At 71.7% G+C, this 19,237-nt stretch carries 18 protein-coding genes, 1 pseudogene and 1 riboswitch; of the genes and pseudogenes, 6 read left to right on the forward strand and 13 right to left on the reverse strand.

Annotation, left to right across the window (positions count from 1 at the left end; translation table 11 throughout):
* Window positions 1-46 precede the first annotated feature (46 nt).
* Window positions 47-1,003: a hypothetical protein gene (locus ACFY0F_RS17460; RefSeq protein WP_388794236.1), complete on the reverse strand. Its 957-nt coding sequence runs from the start codon at window positions 1,001-1,003 to the stop codon at window positions 47-49.
* A gap of 251 nt (window positions 1,004-1,254) precedes the next feature.
* On the opposite strand from ACFY0F_RS17460, the gene ACFY0F_RS17465 reads away from it, so the two are divergent.
* Window positions 1,255-1,854, forward strand: a complete 600-nt coding sequence (locus ACFY0F_RS17465) for a uridine kinase (RefSeq protein ID WP_388795237.1) — start codon at window positions 1,255-1,257, stop codon at window positions 1,852-1,854.
* 452 nt (window positions 1,855-2,306) lie between these two features.
* Window positions 2,307-4,172 carry an AAA family ATPase gene (locus tag ACFY0F_RS17470; RefSeq protein WP_388794239.1) on the forward strand — a complete coding sequence of 622 codons (1,866 nt, stop codon included), beginning with the start codon at window positions 2,307-2,309 and terminating at the stop codon, window positions 4,170-4,172.
* An 87-nt stretch (window positions 4,173-4,259) separates the two neighbouring features.
* Here the strand turns inward: ACFY0F_RS17470 and ACFY0F_RS17475 are convergent, their stop codons facing one another.
* The 9 genes from ACFY0F_RS17475 to ACFY0F_RS17515 all read right to left on the reverse strand — a co-directional run bounded on the left by ACFY0F_RS17475 (window position 4,260) and on the right by ACFY0F_RS17515 (window position 11,687).
* Window positions 4,260-5,345, reverse strand: coding sequence for a hemolysin family protein (locus ACFY0F_RS17475; protein WP_388794241.1), 1,086 nt, complete (start codon window positions 5,343-5,345; stop codon window positions 4,260-4,262).
* Window positions 5,342-6,676 (reverse strand): hemolysin family protein, encoded by a 1,335-nt coding sequence (locus tag ACFY0F_RS17480; protein ID WP_388794244.1) that lies wholly within the window; start codon window positions 6,674-6,676, stop codon window positions 5,342-5,344. Before ACFY0F_RS17480 ends, ACFY0F_RS17475 begins: the two co-directional genes overlap by 4 nt.
* Window positions 6,677-6,879: 203 nt before the next feature.
* Window positions 6,880-7,335 (reverse strand): PH domain-containing protein, encoded by a 456-nt coding sequence (locus ACFY0F_RS17485; RefSeq protein ID WP_388794247.1) that lies wholly within the window; start codon window positions 7,333-7,335, stop codon window positions 6,880-6,882.
* Window positions 7,336-7,368: 33 nt separating this feature from the next.
* Complete coding sequence (gene hisG / locus ACFY0F_RS17490; protein ID WP_388794250.1) at window positions 7,369-8,217, reverse strand: ATP phosphoribosyltransferase; 849 nt, start codon at window positions 8,215-8,217, stop codon at window positions 7,369-7,371.
* Window positions 8,218-8,265: 48 nt separating this feature from the next.
* Window positions 8,266-8,538: a phosphoribosyl-ATP diphosphatase gene (locus ACFY0F_RS17495; RefSeq protein ID WP_190196936.1), complete on the reverse strand. Its 273-nt coding sequence runs from the start codon at window positions 8,536-8,538 to the stop codon at window positions 8,266-8,268.
* Window positions 8,539-8,572: 34 nt separating this feature from the next.
* Window positions 8,573-9,058, reverse strand: a complete 486-nt coding sequence (gene ribH / locus ACFY0F_RS17500; RefSeq protein ID WP_388794253.1) for a 6,7-dimethyl-8-ribityllumazine synthase — start codon at window positions 9,056-9,058, stop codon at window positions 8,573-8,575.
* A gap of 21 nt (window positions 9,059-9,079) precedes the next feature.
* Window positions 9,080-10,438, reverse strand: a complete 1,359-nt coding sequence (locus tag ACFY0F_RS17505) for a bifunctional 3,4-dihydroxy-2-butanone-4-phosphate synthase/GTP cyclohydrolase II (protein ID WP_388794256.1) — start codon at window positions 10,436-10,438, stop codon at window positions 9,080-9,082.
* A complete protein-coding gene (gene pnuC / locus ACFY0F_RS17510; RefSeq protein ID WP_388794259.1) occupies window positions 10,435-11,085 on the reverse strand; it encodes a nicotinamide riboside transporter PnuC in 651 nt (216 codons plus the stop codon). The genes ACFY0F_RS17505 and pnuC overlap by 4 nt, the downstream gene beginning before the upstream one ends.
* Entirely contained in the window at window positions 11,082-11,687 is a 606-nt protein-coding gene (locus ACFY0F_RS17515) for a riboflavin synthase (protein ID WP_388794262.1), read from the reverse strand. Before ACFY0F_RS17515 ends, pnuC begins: the two co-directional genes overlap by 4 nt.
* Before the next feature lie 153 nt (window positions 11,688-11,840).
* A riboswitch (FMN riboswitch) is annotated at window positions 11,841-11,971 on the reverse strand.
* A 312-nt stretch (window positions 11,972-12,283) separates the two neighbouring features.
* On the opposite strand from ACFY0F_RS17515, the pseudogene ACFY0F_RS17520 reads away from it, so the two are divergent.
* A pseudogene (locus tag ACFY0F_RS17520) lies at window positions 12,284-12,544 on the forward strand (nucleoside-diphosphate sugar epimerase); the annotation flags it as partial.
* On the opposite strand, the gene ACFY0F_RS17525 reads toward ACFY0F_RS17520, so the two are convergent.
* Complete coding sequence (locus ACFY0F_RS17525; protein ID WP_388794265.1) at window positions 12,541-13,785, reverse strand: ROK family transcriptional regulator; 1,245 nt, start codon at window positions 13,783-13,785, stop codon at window positions 12,541-12,543. The pseudogene ACFY0F_RS17520 and the gene ACFY0F_RS17525 sit on opposite strands and share 4 nt — an antisense overlap.
* A 121-nt stretch (window positions 13,786-13,906) precedes the next feature.
* Here ACFY0F_RS17525 and ACFY0F_RS17530 point away from each other — a divergent pair, with 121 nt between their 5' ends.
* Window positions 13,907-15,115, forward strand: coding sequence for an MFS transporter (locus tag ACFY0F_RS17530; RefSeq protein WP_388794268.1), 1,209 nt, complete (start codon window positions 13,907-13,909; stop codon window positions 15,113-15,115).
* Here the strand turns inward: ACFY0F_RS17530 and ACFY0F_RS17535 are convergent.
* A complete protein-coding gene (locus tag ACFY0F_RS17535; RefSeq protein WP_388794271.1) occupies window positions 15,075-15,533 on the reverse strand; it encodes an acyl-CoA thioesterase in 459 nt (152 codons plus the stop codon). The genes ACFY0F_RS17530 and ACFY0F_RS17535 overlap by 41 nt on opposite strands.
* 121 nt (window positions 15,534-15,654) lie before the next feature.
* Window positions 15,655-16,914 (reverse strand): alginate lyase family protein, encoded by a 1,260-nt coding sequence (locus ACFY0F_RS17540; protein WP_388794274.1) that lies wholly within the window; start codon window positions 16,912-16,914, stop codon window positions 15,655-15,657.
* 121 nt (window positions 16,915-17,035) lie between these two features.
* Between ACFY0F_RS17540 and ACFY0F_RS17545 the strand changes: the two genes are divergently transcribed.
* Complete coding sequence (locus ACFY0F_RS17545) at window positions 17,036-18,433, forward strand: uracil-xanthine permease family protein (RefSeq protein ID WP_388794278.1); 1,398 nt, start codon at window positions 17,036-17,038, stop codon at window positions 18,431-18,433.
* Window positions 18,434-18,536: 103 nt separating this feature from the next.
* Complete coding sequence (locus tag ACFY0F_RS17550) at window positions 18,537-19,223, forward strand: DUF5995 family protein (protein ID WP_388794281.1); 687 nt, start codon at window positions 18,537-18,539, stop codon at window positions 19,221-19,223.
* Window positions 19,224-19,237 lie beyond the last annotated feature (14 nt).

Here is a 19,237-nt window from a genome sequence, read left to right on the forward strand (position 1 = left end):
AGATCGACCTTTCTCTGGGTAGGGGGACGAGCAGGAAGCCGGGCGGTCAGCCGGGCCCCGGCACCGGCAGGCCGCAGGTGCGCCGGGCCCTGGAGAGCTGCTCCGCGGGATCACCGAAGGCGCTCCAGGGCATGCGGGAGGCGTAGCGGCCCATCGCCGTGAAGACCGCCCGGGCCTCGAACTCGCACTGGGCCATGACCAGCGCGTGCGCGAGGTAGGCCAGGTCGAGCACCGGGGTGAAGCGGTATCCGGCCACCCTGGGCAGCCAGTTGTGGTAGATCGCGAGGGCCGTGGAGCGCCACTGGGGCTGCTCCCAGACGCGGTCGGCGAGCAGTTGGGTCGGGTTGTAGCTCTCGACCAGGGCGACCAGCGGCAGCAGCCGCAGCGGGGAGTCGGCGGGTGCCCGCTGGCTGAGGAAGGCGGCCACGTCCCAGGCCGCGTTGACCGAGCCGCCGTACCGGGTGAAGAAGAAGGAGAGGAAGCGGTGGTGGGCCTCGCGGTGCCACGGGTCGAGGGACAGCACGTGCGCGAACAGCCGCCAGGGGCCGGGCGGGGAGGTGAGCAGTCCGTGCGGGGCCGGCTCGCGCAGCCGGTGCAGCCGGGCCATGGCCAGCTTGGCGACCCAGGGCGTGGGGTCGGCCGGAGCCAGGGCGGCGGCCCGGTCGCAGGCGGCCAGCGCGATCCGCTCCAGGGCCTCGGCCCGCTCGTCGCGTGCGTCGGCGGCCCTGAGCGCCCGCTGCACGGCCACCCGGGCCCACATCAGCGCCGATTCGGGTGCCGGCTCCTCCGCCAGCCAGCGTTCGACGAGATCGCTGCCGGCGGCCTCGGAGGCCAGGACCAGGGAGCGGTGGGCGCGCAGGCCGTAGTCGGCACCCGTCTCGGCCAGCGCTTCGTGGGCGCTTCTGTAACGTCCGGCGCGCACGTCGAGGCAAACATGCGCGAGCACGCGGTCGTCGGCCGCCGGATGCCACACATACTGCCCTTCGAATAAGTCCGCGGCCATCTACCCCTGTCCGTCCCCGCCCGGCGCATCGCAGTTGTGCAGGACGCACTTTACTCAGCCGCGCACGCACCGGGAATGCCGAATTCGACATATCGGTCAGGAGATTTCGGGTCTCAATCCGCCGGATTGACTGGCTGCCGGCCGATGGTTCAAGGCGCGACTTCTTTTCGGCCGCCGGTCCACCCACTATGGGCCACTACTAGAATGTTTCCGGAAAACTTCCCACACCACACCACACCTCAGGAATCGTCATTCACGACCTCGCCTCCCGGCTGCACGCGCTGCCGCCTTCCTGCGGCCCGGTCCGCCTCGTCGGCGTCGACGGGCACGCCGGTTCCGGCAAGTCCACGTTCGCCGGACGCCTCGCCGTCGAGTTGGGCGGAGCTCCGGTACTGCATCTGGACGACATCGCCACGCACGAGCAGCTCTTCGACTGGACCGGGCGCCTGCTGGCCCAGGTGCTGGAGCCGCTCGGCCGCGGCGAGACCGCGTACTACACGCCGTACGACTGGCGCACCCGGCGCTTCGGCCCGCCCAGCGCGCTGCCACCCGCACCGGTGCTTCTCGTCGAGGGGGTCGGTGCCGGCCGCCGCGCCCTGCGGCCCTACCTGGCGGGGCTGCTGTGGATGGAACTGCCCTGCGAGGCCTCGTGGGCGCGGGGACGGCTGCGGGACGGACCGGAGCAGAGCACCTTCTGGGCCGGCTGGGTCCGGGCGGAACGCGCGCACTTCAGGGGGGATCCCTCGCGTCCGTACGCCGACTTCCTGGTACGGCAGTCACCGCTGGGGTACGAGGTGCTGCCGATGCCTCCGGCGTCTCCTGGACCGGACCAAGCCTGTCGCTGTGAGTGACGTTCCGTCCGCGTTGCGCCGATCTCGCGAAGAGCCGTGTCCGAGAACCGTTCGAGTGCTCCAACTCGGCTTGACCGGGGGCCCGGACAGGTCTTACGTTCTCAATGTGCGGTCCATCGGGGCCGTCCACCTACGCGAAGCCCCCGGTTGTTCCCCCGTGATCGGGGGCTTCGTTCTGCCCGCGGGCCGGTTTCCGGGCGCCGTGCGCCGTCGTTCGCTCACCCTCGGTCACCGCGCCGTGTGCGCCCCATCTGCTCCCACCTCGCGCAACGGCTCGTGCGGCACCCTTCGGCGGGTGGACGCCACGCGGGTACGATGCCCTCGGTGCGACCATCGAACGGCTGCTTCGCGCATCTGCAACTCCGGTCCGCAGTACAGCGTTTCGACCAAGGCAGTCGCCGGGACGACGGTACGGCGACGAACCTACGGGGGCACGTTTTGTGGGGGACGTGATGGACTTCGGCACGCAAGGCCCCGAGGCCCCGGCCGACCTCGCCTGGCTACGAGGCGTGGACGCCTACACCATGGGCGCCTACCCCCAGGCGGAGGAGGAGTTCCGCGCCGCGGTGCGGATGGACCCCGGGATGGCCGACGGCTGGCTCGGGCTGCACGCGCTGCGCGTCGACACGACGACCGCCCTGCTCAGGATGTACCGGCACCGGGACCGCTTCGGGGAGCAGCGTGCCCGGCACCGCCGCACCCTCAACTCCTGGTACTGGCTGGGCTGGTGGGTGCAACCGGTGCTCGAAAGCCCCCGCGACCTGCTGCTGGCGCACGCCTCGCACTGGCTGGACGGCCGCCACGTACCGGAGCTGGACCGTGCCCTCGCCGGGCTGCCACCCGTGGACACCGACGCGCAGGTCCGTTTCCTGCATGCCTGCCGCGCCTATCTGGTCAAGGACTGGGAGCAGCTGGTCCGGCACACCGACCCGCTGCTCGACGATGCCCTGCTGGGCATCGAGGCAGGCCTGTTCGGGGGCATGGCCCGGGTCCGGCTGGAGATGTACGGACAGGCCGAGCCGCTGCTTTCGGCGGCCCTGATGCGCTGCCGCAGCGAGCAGCCGCAGCGCAAGGAGCTCAGATACTGGCTGGCCCGGGCGCACGAGGGCACCGGCCGCAGCGCCGCGGCGCTCCCCCTGTACCGGGCGGTGCACCGAGTCGACTCGGCCTTCATGGACACCTCCGCCCGGCTCGCCGCCATCGCCGAGAGCGACGGGTACGACGACGCGACCGATCTCGCGGCGATCACACTCACCGGAGTCGGCCAGGACACCGTCGACGGCCCCGACGTGCTCGATCCGCTCTTCGGGACCGAGGGCCGCGACCTGCGGCTGACCGAGGCCGACCTGCCGTCGGCCGGTGCGATGCCGTCGGTGACCGACCCGGCGGTGCGTGCGAAGACCGTCGCACCGTCCTCGCCGCTGCCCGCCGGACCGACCGATCCCGCGCTGCTGGAGGCCGCGCTCGCCGAACTCGAGCGCATGGTGGGGCTGGAGCCCGTGAAGCGCCAGGTCAAGGCCCTGTCCGCACAGTTGAACATGGCCCGGCTGCGTGCCGGGCAGGGCCTGCCGGTCCAGCCGCCGAAACGGCACTTCGTCTTCTCCGGCCCCTCGGGCACCGGCAAGACCACCGTCGCCCGTATCCTCGGCCGCGTCTTCTACGCCCTCGGCCTGCTCGGCGGTGACCACCTGGTGGAGGCGCAGCGGGCCGACCTGGTCGGGGAGTACCTGGGCCAGACGGCCGTGAAGGCCAACGAGCTGATCGACTCCGCGATCGGCGGGGTGCTGTTCGTCGACGAGGCGTACTCGCTGTCCAACTCCGGATACGGCAAGGGCGACGCGTACGGCGACGAGGCCCTGCAGGTGCTGCTCAAGCGGGCCGAGGACAACCGCGACCACCTGGTGGTGATCCTGGCCGGCTATCCGGAGGGGATGGACCGGTTGCTCGCCGCCAACCCCGGGCTGTCCTCCCGCTTCACCACCCGCGTCGACTTCCCGTCCTACCGGCCCCTCGAACTCACCTCGATCGGTGAGGTGCTCGCCGCGGAGAACGGCGACGTGTGGGACGAGGAGGCGCTGGACGAGCTGCGGTCGATCGCGGGGCATGTCGTCGAGCAGGGGTGGATCGACGAGCTGGGGAACGGGCGGTTCCTGCGGACGCTGTACGAGAAGAGCTGTGCGTACCGGGATCTGCGGTTGTCCACGTATCCGGGGATGTTGACTCGGGACGATCTGGCGACGTTGCGGTTGCCCGACTTGATGCAGGCCTATGGAGAGGTGCTGTCGGGGCGGGGGCCCCAGGATCCGTCGGCCATGTAGGTGCGGTGGGCCGGGGCCGGCGCCGGGGGGTGTCGCTCGCCGGCGCCGGCCGGGTGCCGCTGCTCGACTGCGCAGCGGCACCCAGGCTCAGCTCGCCAGTGCCTCCTCCGGCTCACCGCTCACCCGGGGGTCGCTCACCCTGGCATCCGGTGTCTCCCGGTGGGCCGGGTCACGGACCTCGCCGACCAGGAGTTCCAGGACGTCCTCCAGCGCGACCAGGCCGAGCACCTTGCCGGAGGCGTCGGCCACCTGGGCCAGATGGGTGGCCGCGCGCCGCATCACCGTGAGGGCGTCGTCGAGCGGCAGCTCGGCCCGCAGGGTCGTCATCGGGTGCCAGACGTGCTGCGGGACGGCCCGTTCCGACTCCTCCAGGTCGAGTACGTCCTTCACATGCAGGTAGCCCATGAAGGCGCCGGTCTCCGCCGCGACCGGGAACCGGGAGTACCCGGTGCGCGCGGTCAGCTCGACGATCTCCCCCGGCGTGACCGACGGAGCCACCGTCACCAGGGACTCGCGCCCGAGGAGCACGTCGGTGACCGGGCGCGAGCCCAGCTCCAGCGCGTCCTCCAGGCGCTCCTGCTCCTCGGGGTCGAGGAGGCCGGCCTGGCCGGAGTCCTCCAGCAGGCGGTTGAGCTGCTCGCTGGTGACGACGGCCTCGACCTCGTCCTTGGGCTCGACCCGGAACAGCCGCAGGATCCCCTGGGCGCAGGCGCCGAGGGCCACGGTGATGGGCCGGCACAGGCGGGCGAAGGCGACCAGACCGGGGCTGAGCCACAGCGCGGCCTTCTCCGGGGCGGCCATCGCGAGGTTCTTCGGGACCATCTCGCCGATGACGAGGTGGAAGAAGACGACGGCGGCGAGGGCGATGACGTACCCCAGCGGGTGGATCATTCCCTCCGGCAGACGGATCCACTCGAACACCGGCTCGAGGAGGTGCGCCACCGTCGGTTCGGCGACCGCGCCGAGGGTCAGTGAGCAGACGGTGATGCCGAACTGGGCGGCGGCCATCATCTGCGGCAGCCGCTCCAGGCCGTACAGCACCTGCCGGGCCCGGGCCGTGCCGAGCGGCTCGATCTGGCTGCGGCGGACGGAGACGAGTGCGAACTCGGCGCCGACGAAGAAGCCGTTGGCCAGTACGAGCAGCGCGGCGAAGAACAGTTGGAGGAGGCTCATCGAACGGCCTCCACGACGTTCACCGCGGGGGTGGTGCGCACCAGGCGGACCCGTTCGGCACGGTAGTGGCCGACCCGGCGGACGGACAGCCGCCAGCCGGGCAGTTCCGCCTTGTCCCCGGGGGCGGGGATACGGCCGAGCAGGTCGGCGACCAGGCCCGCGACGGTCTCGTACGGGCCCTCGGGCACGTCGAGGCCTATGCGCAGGAGGATGTCCACGCGGCAGCTGCCGTCGACGTCCCAGGCGGGCTTGCCGTCCTCGGGCGGGGCGGCGGCGAGCTCCGGAACGAGCTGGCCGTCGTGCTCGTCGCGGACCTCGCCGACCAGTTCCTCGACGATGTCCTCCAGGGTGACCACGCCGGCGGTGCCGCCGTACTCGTCGACGACGACCGCGATGGGCTGCTCGCTGCGCAGCCGGGCCAGCAGGGGCTGGACGGGCAGCGTCTCGGGGACGAGCAGGGCCGGACGGGCGATGCGGCCGACGGGGGTGCGCAGCCGGTCGTGGACCGGGACCGCCAGGGCGTCCTTGAGGTGGGCCATGCCCACGATCTCGTCGATCTTCTCCCGGTAGACGGGGAAGCGGGACAGTCCGGTGGCGCGGGTCAGGTTGACCACGTCCTCGGCGGTGGCCGAGGACTGCAGGGCGCTGACCTTCACGCGCGGGGTCATGACGTGCTGCGCGGTCAGCTCGCCCAGCGACAGGGTGCGCACGAACAGGTCGGCGGTGTCCTGCTCCAGGGCGCCGGCCCGGGCGGAGTGCCGGGCGAGGGAGACGAGTTCCCCGGGGGTGCGGGCGGAGGCCAGTTCCTCCGCGGGTTCGACGCCCAGGGCCCGGACGAGCCGGTTGGCGACCGTGTTGAGCGCGGCGATCACCGGGCGGAACAGGCGGGCGAACCGGTGCTGCGGGCCGGCCACGAACCGGGCGACCTGCAGCGGCTTGGACACCGCCCAGTTCTTGGGCACCAGCTCGCCGATCACCATCTGGATCGCCGAGGCGAGCAGCATGCCGACGACCACGGCGACACCGGACACGGCTCCCTCGGGGAGGCCGACCGCCGCGAACGGGCGGTGCAGCAGCTCGGCCAGGGCCGGTTCGGCGAGCATGCCGACGACGAGGGAGGTGATGGTGATGCCGAGCTGGGTGCCGGACAGCTGGAAGGACAGCTCCTTCAGCGACTCGACGACCGTACGGGCGCGTTTGTCGCCCTCGGCGGCGGCCTTCTCGGCATCCGGGCGTTCGACCGTCACCAGGCCGAACTCGGCCGCCACGAAGAAACCGTTGGCGAGAATCAGCAGGAACGCCGCCGCGAGGAGCAGCAGGGGGGTGGTCATGATGCCACCGCCTCACCGTGATGTCGGGAGGGGGCGGCGCAGGTACTACAGGACGATCCGTCCATCGCCGGAGGGAGTCACTCCTCGGGTAGCAGGAACCCCTGGACGCCGGGCGGCGCACAGGGGCGGAGGCGCAGCGAAAACGCCTCCATCACCAGATTAATCAAGACACGGGCCACTACGGCAGGGTCGACGGCTCCGAGTCAGCCCTGATCTTCCACGGGGTGGGCCGTCGAGCGGGCCTCGGCGAGCGCCCGGAGGGTGCGCGCGTCGGCGATGGCGCGCTGCTTGGCGACGCCCGGCTGGATGCCGAGCGCGGGCAGGCTGGTGCCGTCGCTGAGGTCGATGAACACCCAGGGATCGCCCGGACGGAGGTTCACCTGGACGATTTCCGCCCAGTCCAGGTGCCGCCTGCTTGCGATGTTGACGACGGTGACGCCGGAGTCGTCGGCCACGACCCTCACCCGGGCGAGCTGGGCCAGCACGCCGAAGATGAGGGCACCGGTGATCACGAAGCTGAGCCGCTCCCCCGGGCCGAGGTGTTCCAGGAGCACCGCGATCCCCGAGATGACCACGAAGATCGCGACGCCCGCGGTGAGCAGAATCACGCGGGTGTGCCCCGGCCGGAAGGTGACGGGAAGGTCGGGAAGGTCGGACATCTGGCGCTTATCCCTGCTTGTCCCTCCTGCGGCTCAGAGGCGGCAGGCGTGGATGGCGGTGGTCAGGATGGCCCGGGCACCGATCGCGTACAGGTCGTCCATGATCCGCTGGGCCTCCTTGGCCGGGACCATGGCGCGGACGGCGACCCAGCCCTCGTTGTGCAGCGGGGAGACGGTCGGGGACTCCAGGCCGGGGGTGAGCGCGACGGCCTTCTCGAGCTGCTCCACACGGCAGTCGTAGTCCATCATCACGTAGGTGCGGGCCACCAGGACGCCCTGGAGGCGGCGCAGGAACTGCTGCACCTTGGGCTCTTCGGTGTCGGCGCCGGTGCGGCGGACGACGATGGCCTCGGACTTCATGATCGGCTCGCCGAAGACCTCGAGGCCGGCGTTGCGCAGGCTGGTGCCCGTCTCGACGACGTCCGCGATGACCTCGGCGACGCCCAGCTCGATCGCCGTCTCCACGGCGCCGTCGAGGTGGACGACCGAGGCGTCGACGCCGCTGTCCGCGAGGTGCTTGGCGACGATGCCCTCGTAGGAGGTGGCGACCGTCTTGCCCGCGAGGTCCTCGATGCCGTTCGCGGTGCCCGGCTTGGCGGCGAAGCGGAAGGTGGAGCGGGCGAAGCCGAGCGGGAGGATCTCCTCGGCGTTGGCACCGGAGTCGATCAGCAGGTCGCGGCCGGTGATGCCGATGTCGAGGCGGCCGGAGGAGACGTAGATCGCGATGTCGCGGGGGCGGAGGTAGAAGAACTCGACCTCGTTGCCCGGGTCGACGATGCGCAGTTCCTTCGACTCCCGGCGCTGCTGGTAGCCGGCCTCATGCAGCATCTCCGCCGCAGGGCCGGACAGGGAACCCTTGTTGGGGACGGCGATGCGCAGCATGAGGTCGGCTTCCTTTGCTCGTTCTGTACGGGTTGTCTGCGGTACGGCTCAGAGGTGGGCGTAGACGTCGTCCAGGGAGATCCCGCGGGCGACCATCATCACCTGGACGTGGTAGAGCAGCTGCGAGATCTCCTCGGCGGCCGCCTCCTTGCCCTCGTACTCGGCGGCCATCCAGACCTCTGCGGCCTCCTCGACGACCTTCTTGCCGATGGCGTGGACGCCCTTGCCGACCAGCTCGGCGGTGCGGGAGGTGGCGGGGTCGCCGTGGGTGGCCTTGTGCTGGAGCTCGGTGAAGAGCTCCTCGAACGTCTTCTTGGACATGGTGGTCCTCACCCTACGCGGTCCGGGCCGTGCCTCAGTGCCAGGGTTCGGATACTGAGCGAAGTGTGACCGCGGTTGCCACCGCCGCGGTCACGGCCTCGTGTCCCTTGTCCTCGTTCGAACCTTCCAGACCGGCCCGGTCCAAGGCCTGCTCCTCGGTGTCGCAGGTCAGCACGCCGAAGCCGACGGGGACGCCGGTCTCCACGGAGACCTGGGTGAGGCCCTGGGTGACGCCCTGGCACACGTAGTCGAAGTGCGGGGTGCCGCCGCGGATGACGACGCCGAGGGCGACGACCGCGTCGTAGCCGCGGCCGGCCAGCACCTTGGCGGCCACCGGGAGCTCGAAGCTGCCCGGGACCCGGATCAGCGTGGGCTCGTCGATGCCCAGGTCGCTCAGGGCGCGCAGGGCGCCGTTCACCAGACCGTCCATCACCTTGTCGTGCCACTGCGCCGCGATGACCGCGACCCTGAGGTCGCTCGCGTTGCGTACGGACAGTTCCGGTGCACCCTTGCCGCTCACGTCTCTCCTAAGTGCTTTCTCTTACTGGTTGCCGCAGGTGGCCGCGGACGCGACAGATGCTGCCGCGGACGCGGTCACAGATGCTGCCGCGGACGCGGCCGCGGGGGCCGGCACGGCGGGCGTGTCCAGCCAGGGCAGGTCGTGTCCCATCCGGTCCCGTTTGGTGCGCAGGTAGCGCAGGTTGTGCTCGCCCGCCTGGACGGGCATCGGCTCGCGGCCGGTGACCTCGATGCCGTGACGCAGCAGCGCCTCGGTCTTCTCGGGGTTGTTGGTCATCAGGCGCAGGCTGCGGACGCCGAGGTCGTCGAGGATCTGCGCGCCGGCGCCGTAGTCGCGGGCGTCGGCGGGCAGGCCGAGTTCGAGGTTGGCGTCGAGGGTGTCGTGGCCCTGTTCCTGGAGCTCGTACGCCCGCAGCTTGGACAGCAGGCCGATGCCGCGGCCCTCGTGTCCGCGCAGGTAGACGACGACTCCCCGGCCCTCGTCCTGGATGCGCTGCAGGGAGGTGTCGAGCTGGGGGCCGCAGTCGCAGCGCAGGGAGCCGAACACGTCACCGGTGAGGCATTCGGAGTGGACGCGGACCAGGACGTCCTCCCCGTCGCCGATCTCGCCGTGGACGAGGGCGACGTGCTCGACACCGTCGACAGTGGAGCGGTAGCCGTACGCGGTGAAGGTGCCGTGTGCGGTGGGCAGGCGGGTCTCGGCCTCGCGCCGGACGGTGGGCTCCGTACCTCGGCGGTAGGCGATCAGGTCCTCGATGGAGATGATCGTCAGGCCGTGCTTGCGGGCGAACGGGATCAGTTCCGGGAGGCGCAGCATGCGGCCGTCCTCACCGGCGATCTCGACGATGGCACCGGCCGGGCGCAGGCCCGCGAGCCGGGCGAGGTCGACGGCGGCCTCGGTGTGGCCGTTGCGGACCAGGACCCCGCCGGGCCTGGCGCGCAGCGGGAAGACGTGGCCGGGACGGACGAAGTCGGCCGGCTCGGCGTCGCCGCTCGCCAGCAGTTGCAGCGTGGTCGCCCGGTCGGAGGCCGAGATGCCGGTGCTGACACCGTGCGCGGCGGAGGCGTCCACGGAGACGGTGAAGGCGGTCTTCATCGACTCGGTGTTGTCCTCGACCATCTGGGGGAGCCTCAGCCGGTCCAGTTCCTCGCCCTCCATGGGGGCGCAGATCAGGCCGCGGCACTCGCTCATCATGAAGGCGACGATCTCGGGCGTCGCCTTCTCGGCGGCGATGACGAGGTCGCCCTCGTTCTCCCGGTCCTCGTCGTCCACGACCACGACCGGACGTCCGGCCGCGATGTCGGCGATGGCCTGCTCGACCGGGTCGAGCGCGAAGTCCTCGAAGCCGTCCGTGCTGTAGAGGATGGGTGCCGCGGTCATGCGGGGACTCCTTCCAGAGCGGGCCGCGAGCCCTGGCGGGAGCGCAGCCACCAGTCGCGCATGCCCCACAGGACGAGCGCGCCGTAGATGACGTAGACGAAGCCGGAGAAGGCGTAGCCGTTGGCGAAGTTCAGGGGGACGCCGACGAGGTCGACGAGGAGCCAGGCGATCCAGAACTCGACCATGCCGCGTGCCTGGGCGTACATGGCGACGATGGTGCCGACGAAGATGTAGGCGTCCGGCCAGGGGTCCCAGGACAGGCTCGGGTAGGCCTTGAAGAGCAGGGCGACGGCGACCGTGCCGACGGCGGCGGCGGCCAGCATGGCGCCGCGCTCGGTCCAGGTCGCGAACCGGGGGGCGATGTGGCCGTCGCCGCCGTCTTCGGACCGGCCCTTGTTCCGGTTCCACTGCCACCAGCCGTACAGGGCGACCGTCATGACGACGACCTGCTTGCCGGCGCTGCCCGTCAGATGGCCGAAGAAGGCTCCGAAGAGGACGAGGCCGGACAGGAACTGGACCGGCCAGGTCCACAGCGAGCGTCGCCAGCCGAGTGCCAGGGTGATCAGGCCGAGGATGTTGCCGATCATGTCCGACCAGAGGATGTGCTGGCCGAGGAGGGTGAACGCCTCGGAGTTCAGCGCGTTCACTTCGCGGCCCCCTGACCCGCCGCGAGCAGCCGCTCGACGTACTTGGCGACGACGTCCACCTCGAGGTTGACCGGGTCGCCGGGCTGCTTGAGTCCGAGGGTGGTCAGGGCGAGGGTGGTGGGGATGAGGCTGACGGTGAAGTGGTCGGGGCCGGCGTCGACGACGGTGAGGCTGATGCCGTCGACGGTGATGGAGCCCTTCTCGACGACGTAGCGCGACAGGTCCGCAGGGAGTGAGATCTTGACGATCTCCCAGTTGTCGGAGGGCTTGCGCTCCAGTACTTGGCCGGTGCCGTCGACGTGGCCCTGCACGATGTGGCCGCCGAGGCGGGCGCCGACGGCGGTGGGGCGCTCGAGGTTCACCCGGGAGCCGGCGGAGAGGGCGCCCAGGCTGGAGCGGTCCAGGGTCTCGGCCATGACGTCGGCGGTGAACTCGTCGCCCTCGTGGTCGACGACGGTGAGACAGACGCCGTTCACGGCGATGGAGTCGCCGTGCTTCGCACCCTCGGTGACGACGGGGCCGCGCAGTCGGAAGCGGGAGGCGTCGCCGAGGTTCTCGACGGCGGTGACCTCGCCCAGCTCTTCGACGATTCCGGTGAACACTTCCCGGGTCCTCCTGCCTCTTCGGGCACGGACTCCGGGGTCTGTCGATGACGACAGAATGAAGCGGATGAGCAGAACCGGTGCGACGCCGGAGGGACCCGTCCGCGACCGGACGAGCCCAGACGGCGGCGCGCACATGTGCATGCCCGCCCGCCGCGCACTGCCTCCCATCCGGACTTTAACCGTCGGTCCAGGAATTTCACCTGGTCAACCGGCCGCTGGAAGCGACCGGGTCGCGGACTGTAACCGCCGGTTCGGACTTTCACCGACCCCGGAGTGCGCTGCTTCTGGTACAGGGCCAGTGTGCCACGCCCAGCCCGCACCCATGCGGGTGATCCATGTGGGGTGGCTCACAGTCCCCCCGTCGTCACCGTCCGCCTCGATATTGGTCCGGACTATTGACCGGCTGGTCTAGTCCTTTTAGGGTGCGGTCGGGCCCGGCGGCGGTGACGACGGCCCTTGCCCGCCGCCGGACCCCGCTCTGGCAGGGTGCTCGCATGACGGCCCCGTTCACCGACGCGTTCGAAGCCCATCGTCCACGGCTGTTCGGCCTGGCCTACCGGATGCTCGGCTCGGCCGCGGATGCCGAGGACACACGTCTCGTCGAGTTGGCGGCCGGGGCGCCTGCGGGGCGCGTGGCCGACATGGGCGGCCCCGAGGTACGCACCATGGAGTCGCTGGCCCACGCCTATCTGAAGGCGACCGGCCGTCGACGTCCCACCGCGCACATCGCGCTGCCCGGAAGGACCTTCCGCGCCTTCCGCGAAGGCGGCCACCTCACACCGCGTCTGGCGGTGGACAAGGGCACATTCGAGGACTATCTGGAGCGGCGGTTCGGGGGCGGGGCCCAGGGTTAGGGCCTGTCCCAGCGCGGCCCCCGCAGCCCGGAGTCCGCTTCAAGGGGGGACGGGGGTGCGAACAGTTCGTCCTGCGCCCGTTCCCGGGCCGTCAGCAGGGCTCCGCGGAGCACCGCGGTGCCGCCCAGCTCGCTCGCCCGTACCTCGGTGGGCATGGGGGACATCCGGCAGATCCGCCCCGCGACCCGTGCGGCCAGCGGCTCACCGCCGGCCTGGCCGGTCTCGCCGCCGAGGACCACGCACCCGGGGTCCAGGACGGCGACGACGGAGGCGACGCCGATGGCGATCCGGTCGGCCAGGGCGTCGAGGAAGCGCGCGGGCGCGTCACCGGCCCCGTCCCCGCCCGCCGCCGCGGCCGCCTCGCGCACCGCCACGGCCGCGCCGGGCTCCTCCCTGCCGGGGCCCAGGAGTCCGTGGGCCACGGCCAGTTCCGCGATCGCCGCCGCCCCGACCAGGGAGTGGAAACCGCCCGAGCAGTCGGTCGCCGAGGGCAGCGCGGCCGCGCCCGGAACGGGCAGGAAGCCGATCTCGCCGGTGCCTCCGGAGGCACCCCGGCGCAGGGTGCCGTCGAGGACGACGGCGGCGCCGGGACTGTGTCCGAGCCAGAGGAGGACGAAGGTGTCCCGGTCGCGGGCGGCGCCCTCGCGCTGCTCGGCGAGGGCGGCGAGGTTGGTCTCGTTCTCGACGCTGACGCGAGCCTGGAGAAAGCGTTCCTGGAGCGCGGCGACCAGGCCGCGGTGCCAGCCGGGCAGCCCCGCCGAGTCGCGCAGTTCACCCGTGCGGGGGTGGATCAGACCCGGTGCGCCGATGCCGACGGTGTGCAACCGGTCGGCCCCGGCCTCCTTCACCGCCCGCTCCACCAGCGCCACCGCCTGCTCCTCCGCGGGGCCCGTGCCGCCGTCCCCGCCGATCGGTACGGACGCCTCGGCGAGTACCCGGCCGAGGAGGTCGGAGACCAGCACGGAGACGCTCTCGGTCCGCACGTCGAGCGCCGCGAGGTGGGCGCGGTCGGCGACGATGCCGTACAGCCGGGCGTTCGGGCCCCGGCGCTGTTCCCCGGACTCCCCCACCACCGTGATCAGCCCGGAGGCGGTGAGCCGCTCGACGAGGTCGGCGACGGTCGGCCGGGACAGTCCCGTCCGCTGCTTCAACTGCCCCGCCGTCAGCGGGCCTTCCTGCTGCAGCAGCCGCAGGGCGAGCCGGTCGTTGATGGCCCGGGCGGTGCTCGGTGATGCGGGCATGACCGGAATCCTCCCAGATCGCGGCGCCCGCCGCCGCGGAGAACGCGCTATCTATCAGGCAGGCTCCCTGATAGTTTACGGCGGTGCAGCGGGGTGTGCCCATCCAGGGAGGGGACGGAACATGAGTCACATGGCCGACGACCGGCGGCCGGTCCGGCGCGCCCGTTACGCCGTGGCGGCCGTCTTCGCCGTGCACGGTGCCGTCACCGGCTCCTTCGCCACCCGGGTGCCGTGGATCCAGGACCATGCCTCGCTCAGCACGGGGCAGCTCGGCTTCGCCCTGGCCTTCACCGCCTTCGGCGCCTCGTGCTCGATGCCGCTGGCCGGCCGGATCAGCCACCACTTCGGCAGCCGTACGGCCCTTCGGGGCCTGATAGCGCTGTGGACTCTCGCCCTGGTGCTGCCGTCCCTCGCGCCGAACCTGTACACGCTGTGCCTGGCGATGTTCGTCTACGGCGCCACCGCCGGGATGGCCGATGTCGCCATGAACGCGCTGGGCGTCGAGGTGGAGCGCCTGCTGGACAGGTCGATCATGTCGGGGCTGCACGGCATGTGGAGCGCCGGCGCCCTGATCGGCTCGGCGGCCGGCACGCTCGCCGCGCATCTCGGCTCCGACGCCCGGCTGCACTTCGCGCTGGCGGCGGCCGTGCTCACGCTGCTCGGCGTACTGGCGTGCGGCTGGGTGCTGGACGTGCAGCCCGCCGAGGACGAGGAGCCGCCGCCGAGGTTCGCGCTGCCGCCGAGGTCCGCGCTGCTGATCGGCGCGGTGGGTTTCTGCGCGGTGTTCGCGGAGGGCGCGAGCCTCGACTGGTCGGCGGTCTTCCTGCGCGACCGGCTGGACGGCTCGGCCGGTCTCGCGGCGGCGTCGACGACCGGCTTCATGCTGACCATGGCGGTGGCCCGGATCGCCGGGGACGCGGTGGTGAACCGCTTCGGGGCGGTCCGAACGGTCCGCGCCGGGGGCGTCCTGGCGGTTCTCGGCGGCCTGCTGATCGTCGTCGCGCGGTACCCGGCGGTGGCGATGACCGGGTTCGCGCTGATGGGTCTCGGGATCGCGGTCGTCGTCCCGCTGTGCTTCGCGGCGGCCGGCCACAGCGGCCCGAACCCCAGTCAGGCGATCGCGGGCGTGGCGACCATCACGTACACCTCGGGGCTGATCGCACCGAGTCTGATCGGCGGGGTGGCGCAGGCCACCAGCCTGGTGGTGTCGTTCGGTCTGGTGACGGCGCTGGCCTGCGGCATCGCCGTCTTCGCGGGGGTGCTGGGCGGTGGCCGGGGCTCGCGCGAGATCAGTGCGCCGGCCGCAGCAGTTCCCGACCGGCAGTCCTGAACGCCTCGGTCCACGCGGTGGGACGCAGCGTGGCCGCGTCCAGCCGGACCAGCACCCGGGTGCCGTGCGCGTAGGTGACCGCCCCGTCGGCCGAGCAGAAGCGGAAGCCGTAGGTGAGGCCGGTGGTGCCGAGCCGCTCCAGCCACAGGTGGACGGCGTACTCCCCCGGGCTGGTCACCGGCGCCTCGTAGGTGATCCGCAGCTCCTTGACGGCGTTGCAGGCGTCTCCCGCGGCCGCCCAGTCCCCCTCGAAACGGACGCCATGGGTGTGCCACAGCTCGGTCCAGGCGCGCTCGACCAGCAGCGGGTAGCGGGCGTTGTGCAGCAGCCCGAGCGCGTCCAGGTCGTCGAAGTGAACGGCGACGGGGATCAGCCGGCCGTACGCGAGGGCGGGGACGGGTGGCGCTTCGGCGGTCACGGAAGGGCTCCTGAGCGTGGCTGGACGGGGCGGGCGTACGCCTGGGACACGCGTACACCTGCCACCATCCTAAGCGAGCGCTCAGCAGCCCCGGCCGCGAGGAAGGCGGGGAAGCCTCCGGTCAGCCCGCTATGGAGTCCAGCTGCTCGGCGGCGGGCCGCAGCGCCCAGAGGTCACCGCCGGGCGGGGACTCCAGCCTGGACACGGCCTTCAGGGCCGCCCTGTCCCCCGCGTCGGCGGCGGCGTGGACGACGTCGCTCGCCGCGTACCGGTGGAACTCCAGTTCGGGGTACGGCCAGGAGGTGGCGCCGGTGGCGGCGGGCAGCAGGTAGTCGACCGCCTTGGCCAGCCCTTGCCCCTCAGGGCCCCGATAGGCCCACAGGTTCACGCCGACGTGCCGTCCGATGGCCGCAAGCCGGGTGTAGGCGACCAGGTCGAAGGTCGAGTAGTGCCAGCTCCGGGTGCGCGCGAGCTCTTGCGGCTGACTGCCGTCGGCGGCGATCTGCGGGTCGATCCGCCTGGCGCGCGCGCCGAGGACGGTCCGGCGTGCCAGGTCCTCGTCGCCGGTGGCGTACGCCAGGGCGGCGAGCTGCATGTCGTAGAAGGTGCCGTGGTTGTTGGCGGCGGCGCCCTCCTGCGCGCCGAAGTCGCTGTTCTTCAGCCAGTCGCGGAAGTCGGTGTTCCACTTCCCCATCGCGGTCCGGTCCTTCGCGGTCCAGCCGGGGGCGCCCGTGGCGAGGATCGCCTGCGCGTCCAGGACGCTGCTGTACGACTGCGAGAAGTCGATGATGCCGATGGCCCGGCCGTCGTACTTGCAGGGGATGAACTGCGCGTGGTTCAGGTTGGGGTTCATCCGGGTGGCCGGATCGAGGAACCAGGTGCGCAGGATTTGTCCGGCCTTCTCGGCGTAGCTCCGCCTCCCGGTGTAGTACCAGGCGAGGGAGAGGTCGTAGGTCGAGTCGAAGACCTTCTCGGCGTCCTGCCGGTCCGTGCCGCTGTCGACCTCCGGGTTGCGCTGCCCGTCGCGCTGGACGTAGGGGCAGCCCCAGGGGTTGTCGGCGGTGGGTGGTGTGCTGGGCCACCAGTAGGGGGCCTGGCTCAGATAGTCGTGGACGCCGCCGCCGGGCGCCGGCTTCGGCTTGTCGACGACCGTCCACGGGCCCTGCCCGAGCCAGGCGTCGGCGCGGGCGGTCAGGCCCTTGAGCGCACGTTCGAGTCGCGGGTCGCCGTGCTGGATGCGGGCCCGGGTCTGCTGGAGGCGGGCGCCGTCGAGGACGGCCGTTCGGGGAGGCCTCGGTGCCGCGTGCGCGGCGGGCACGAGCGTGGCTCCCAAGGTCACCACCGCGGCCAGGAGAACGGCCGCACGGGATCTTCCACCCATCAAGCACTCCGATCATACATGTGAACGCAGTTCATGAGTAGGACCGTGCGAGCCTAGAACCGCCGACTGACCGTGACAATGGTCCGGACCGACTTCACGCACCACGAAAGCGAACATCACCATGGATCTCGGCGTGCGCTGGAAACTGCACGGTGACGGGCGCACGCCCGCGCCCGGAGCGGTGGTACGCCCCGACGAACGACTGTCCTGGCCGCGGACGGTGGGCCTCGGCGCCCAGCACGTGGTCGCGATGTTCGGGGCGTCGTTCGTCGCCCCCGTTCTGATGGGCCTCGACCCCAATCTGGCGATCATGATGTCGGGCATCGCGACCGTGGTCTTCCTGCTCGCCACGCGCGGCCGGGTGCCGAGCTACCTGGGCTGCTCGCTGTCCTTCGTGGGGGTGGCCGCGGTCATCCGGGCGCAGGGCGGCACGAGCGCGACCGTGACCGGCGCGGTCTTCGTCGTCGGTGCGGCGCTGTTCCTGGCGGGTCTCGCGGTGCAGCGTTTCGGGGCGCGGATCATCCACGCCACGATGCCGCCGATCGTCACCGGCGCGGTGGTGATGCTGATCGGCTTCAACCTCGCCCCGGTGACCGCCTCCACCTACTGGCCGCAGGACCAGTGGACGGCGCTGCTCGTGATGTCGTTCACCGGGCTGGCCGTGGTCTGCCTGCGTGGTTTCTGGTCCCGGGTCGCGATCTTCCTGGGGCTGGTCTTCGGCTACGGCCTCTCCTGGGCCAGTGACCGGATCTTCGGCAGGATCCACTCGGTGGACGCGAGCGGCAAGGTCACCGACCACTGGCGGCTCGACCTCTCCGGTGTCGGCAAGGCCGACTGGATCGGGCTGCCGTCCCTGCACGGCCCGTCCTTCCAGTGGTCGGCGATCCTCGTCGCCCTGCCGGTGGTCATCGCGCTCGTCGCGGAGAACGCCGGGCACGTCAAGGCCGTGGGCGAGATGACGGGCGACCCGCTGGACGACAAGCTGGGCACGGCGATCTCGGCCGACGGCGTCGCGTCGATGCTGTCCACCGCCGTGGGCGGGCCGCCCAACACCACGTACTCCGAGAACATCGGCGTGATGGCCGCGACCCGGGTGTACTCGACGGCCGCGTACTGGGCGGCGGCGGGATTCGCCCTGCTCTTCGGCGTCTGCCCGAAGTTCGGCGCGGTCGTCGCCGCCGTCCCGGGCGGTGTGCTCGGCGGCATCACCGTCATCCTGTACGGCATGATCGGCCTGCTCGGCGCCCAGATCTGGCTGGGCGCCGGGGTCGACCTGCGCAACCCGCTCAACCTCGTCCCCGCGGCCGCGGGCATCGTCATCGGCGTCGGCAACGTGACGATGAGGTTCAGCGACACCTTCTCGCTCAGCGGCATCGCCCTCGGCACTCTGGTCACCATCACCGGCTACCACGGCCTGCGCGCCCTCGCCCCCGCCCACCTCAAACAGCAGGAACCGCTGCTGGACGAGGGCACGTCGTCCTACGACCAGAAGGCGGCCGGCACCGGACCGGAGGCCTGACCCAGCCCGAACGGGGTGGGCGCACGGCTTCCGCGTTCCCCCGTTCCGGGGAAGTCCGGGCACGTCGGCCCGCCGGTCGGCCCGGGACTGGGACGCTTCCCCCATGGCGCAGTCGAAACCCCTCACCCCGTCCGTCGAGGCCGTCGTCTCCCGCATGCGCGGCCTCGACGCCGCACTGCCCGCGCGCGACGGGGTCGCGGTGTTCAACCGCGTCTACCTGGCCGTCACCGAGGAGGTGGAACGGCGCCTGCGCGCCGGGATCTTCCCCGATCCGGGGGCCGCGAGCGCGCTGGACGTGCGGTTCGCCGAGCGGTATCTCGCCGCGGTCGACGCGGTGGCCGACGACCGCCGTCCGCCGGCCTGCTGGCGGCCGCTGTTCCAGTTCCGCCGCCACCCCGGCGTACGTCCCCTGCAGTTCGCACTCGCCGGCATCAACGCCCACATCGGCCACGACCTGGCGCTGGCCGTCGTGGACACCTGCCGTGCCCTCGGCTGCGAACCGGCCGAGCTCGAGGACGAGTTCGACCGCGTGGGCGAGCTCCTCGTGGCACTGGAGGAGCGCATCCGCGAGGACCTGATGCCGGGTCCCGACCTCCTCCAGATCGCCGACCCGCTCACCCATCTCCTCGGCTCCTGGAGCCTGGAGCGCGCCCGGGACGCCACCTGGTCGGCCGCGCGCGCACTGTGGGCGCTGCGCCGGTTCGAGGACCTGGCCGAGGAGTTCACCGAGCGCCTCGACGCGGCGGTCGGCTTCGCGGGCCGCATGCTGCTCACACCACTACCGGACTGATCCGGCCACGCCGG

The organism is Streptomyces sp. NPDC001544, from assembly GCF_042894285.1.
In the GTDB taxonomy this organism is placed as follows: Bacteria; Actinomycetota; Actinomycetes; order Streptomycetales; family Streptomycetaceae; genus Streptomyces.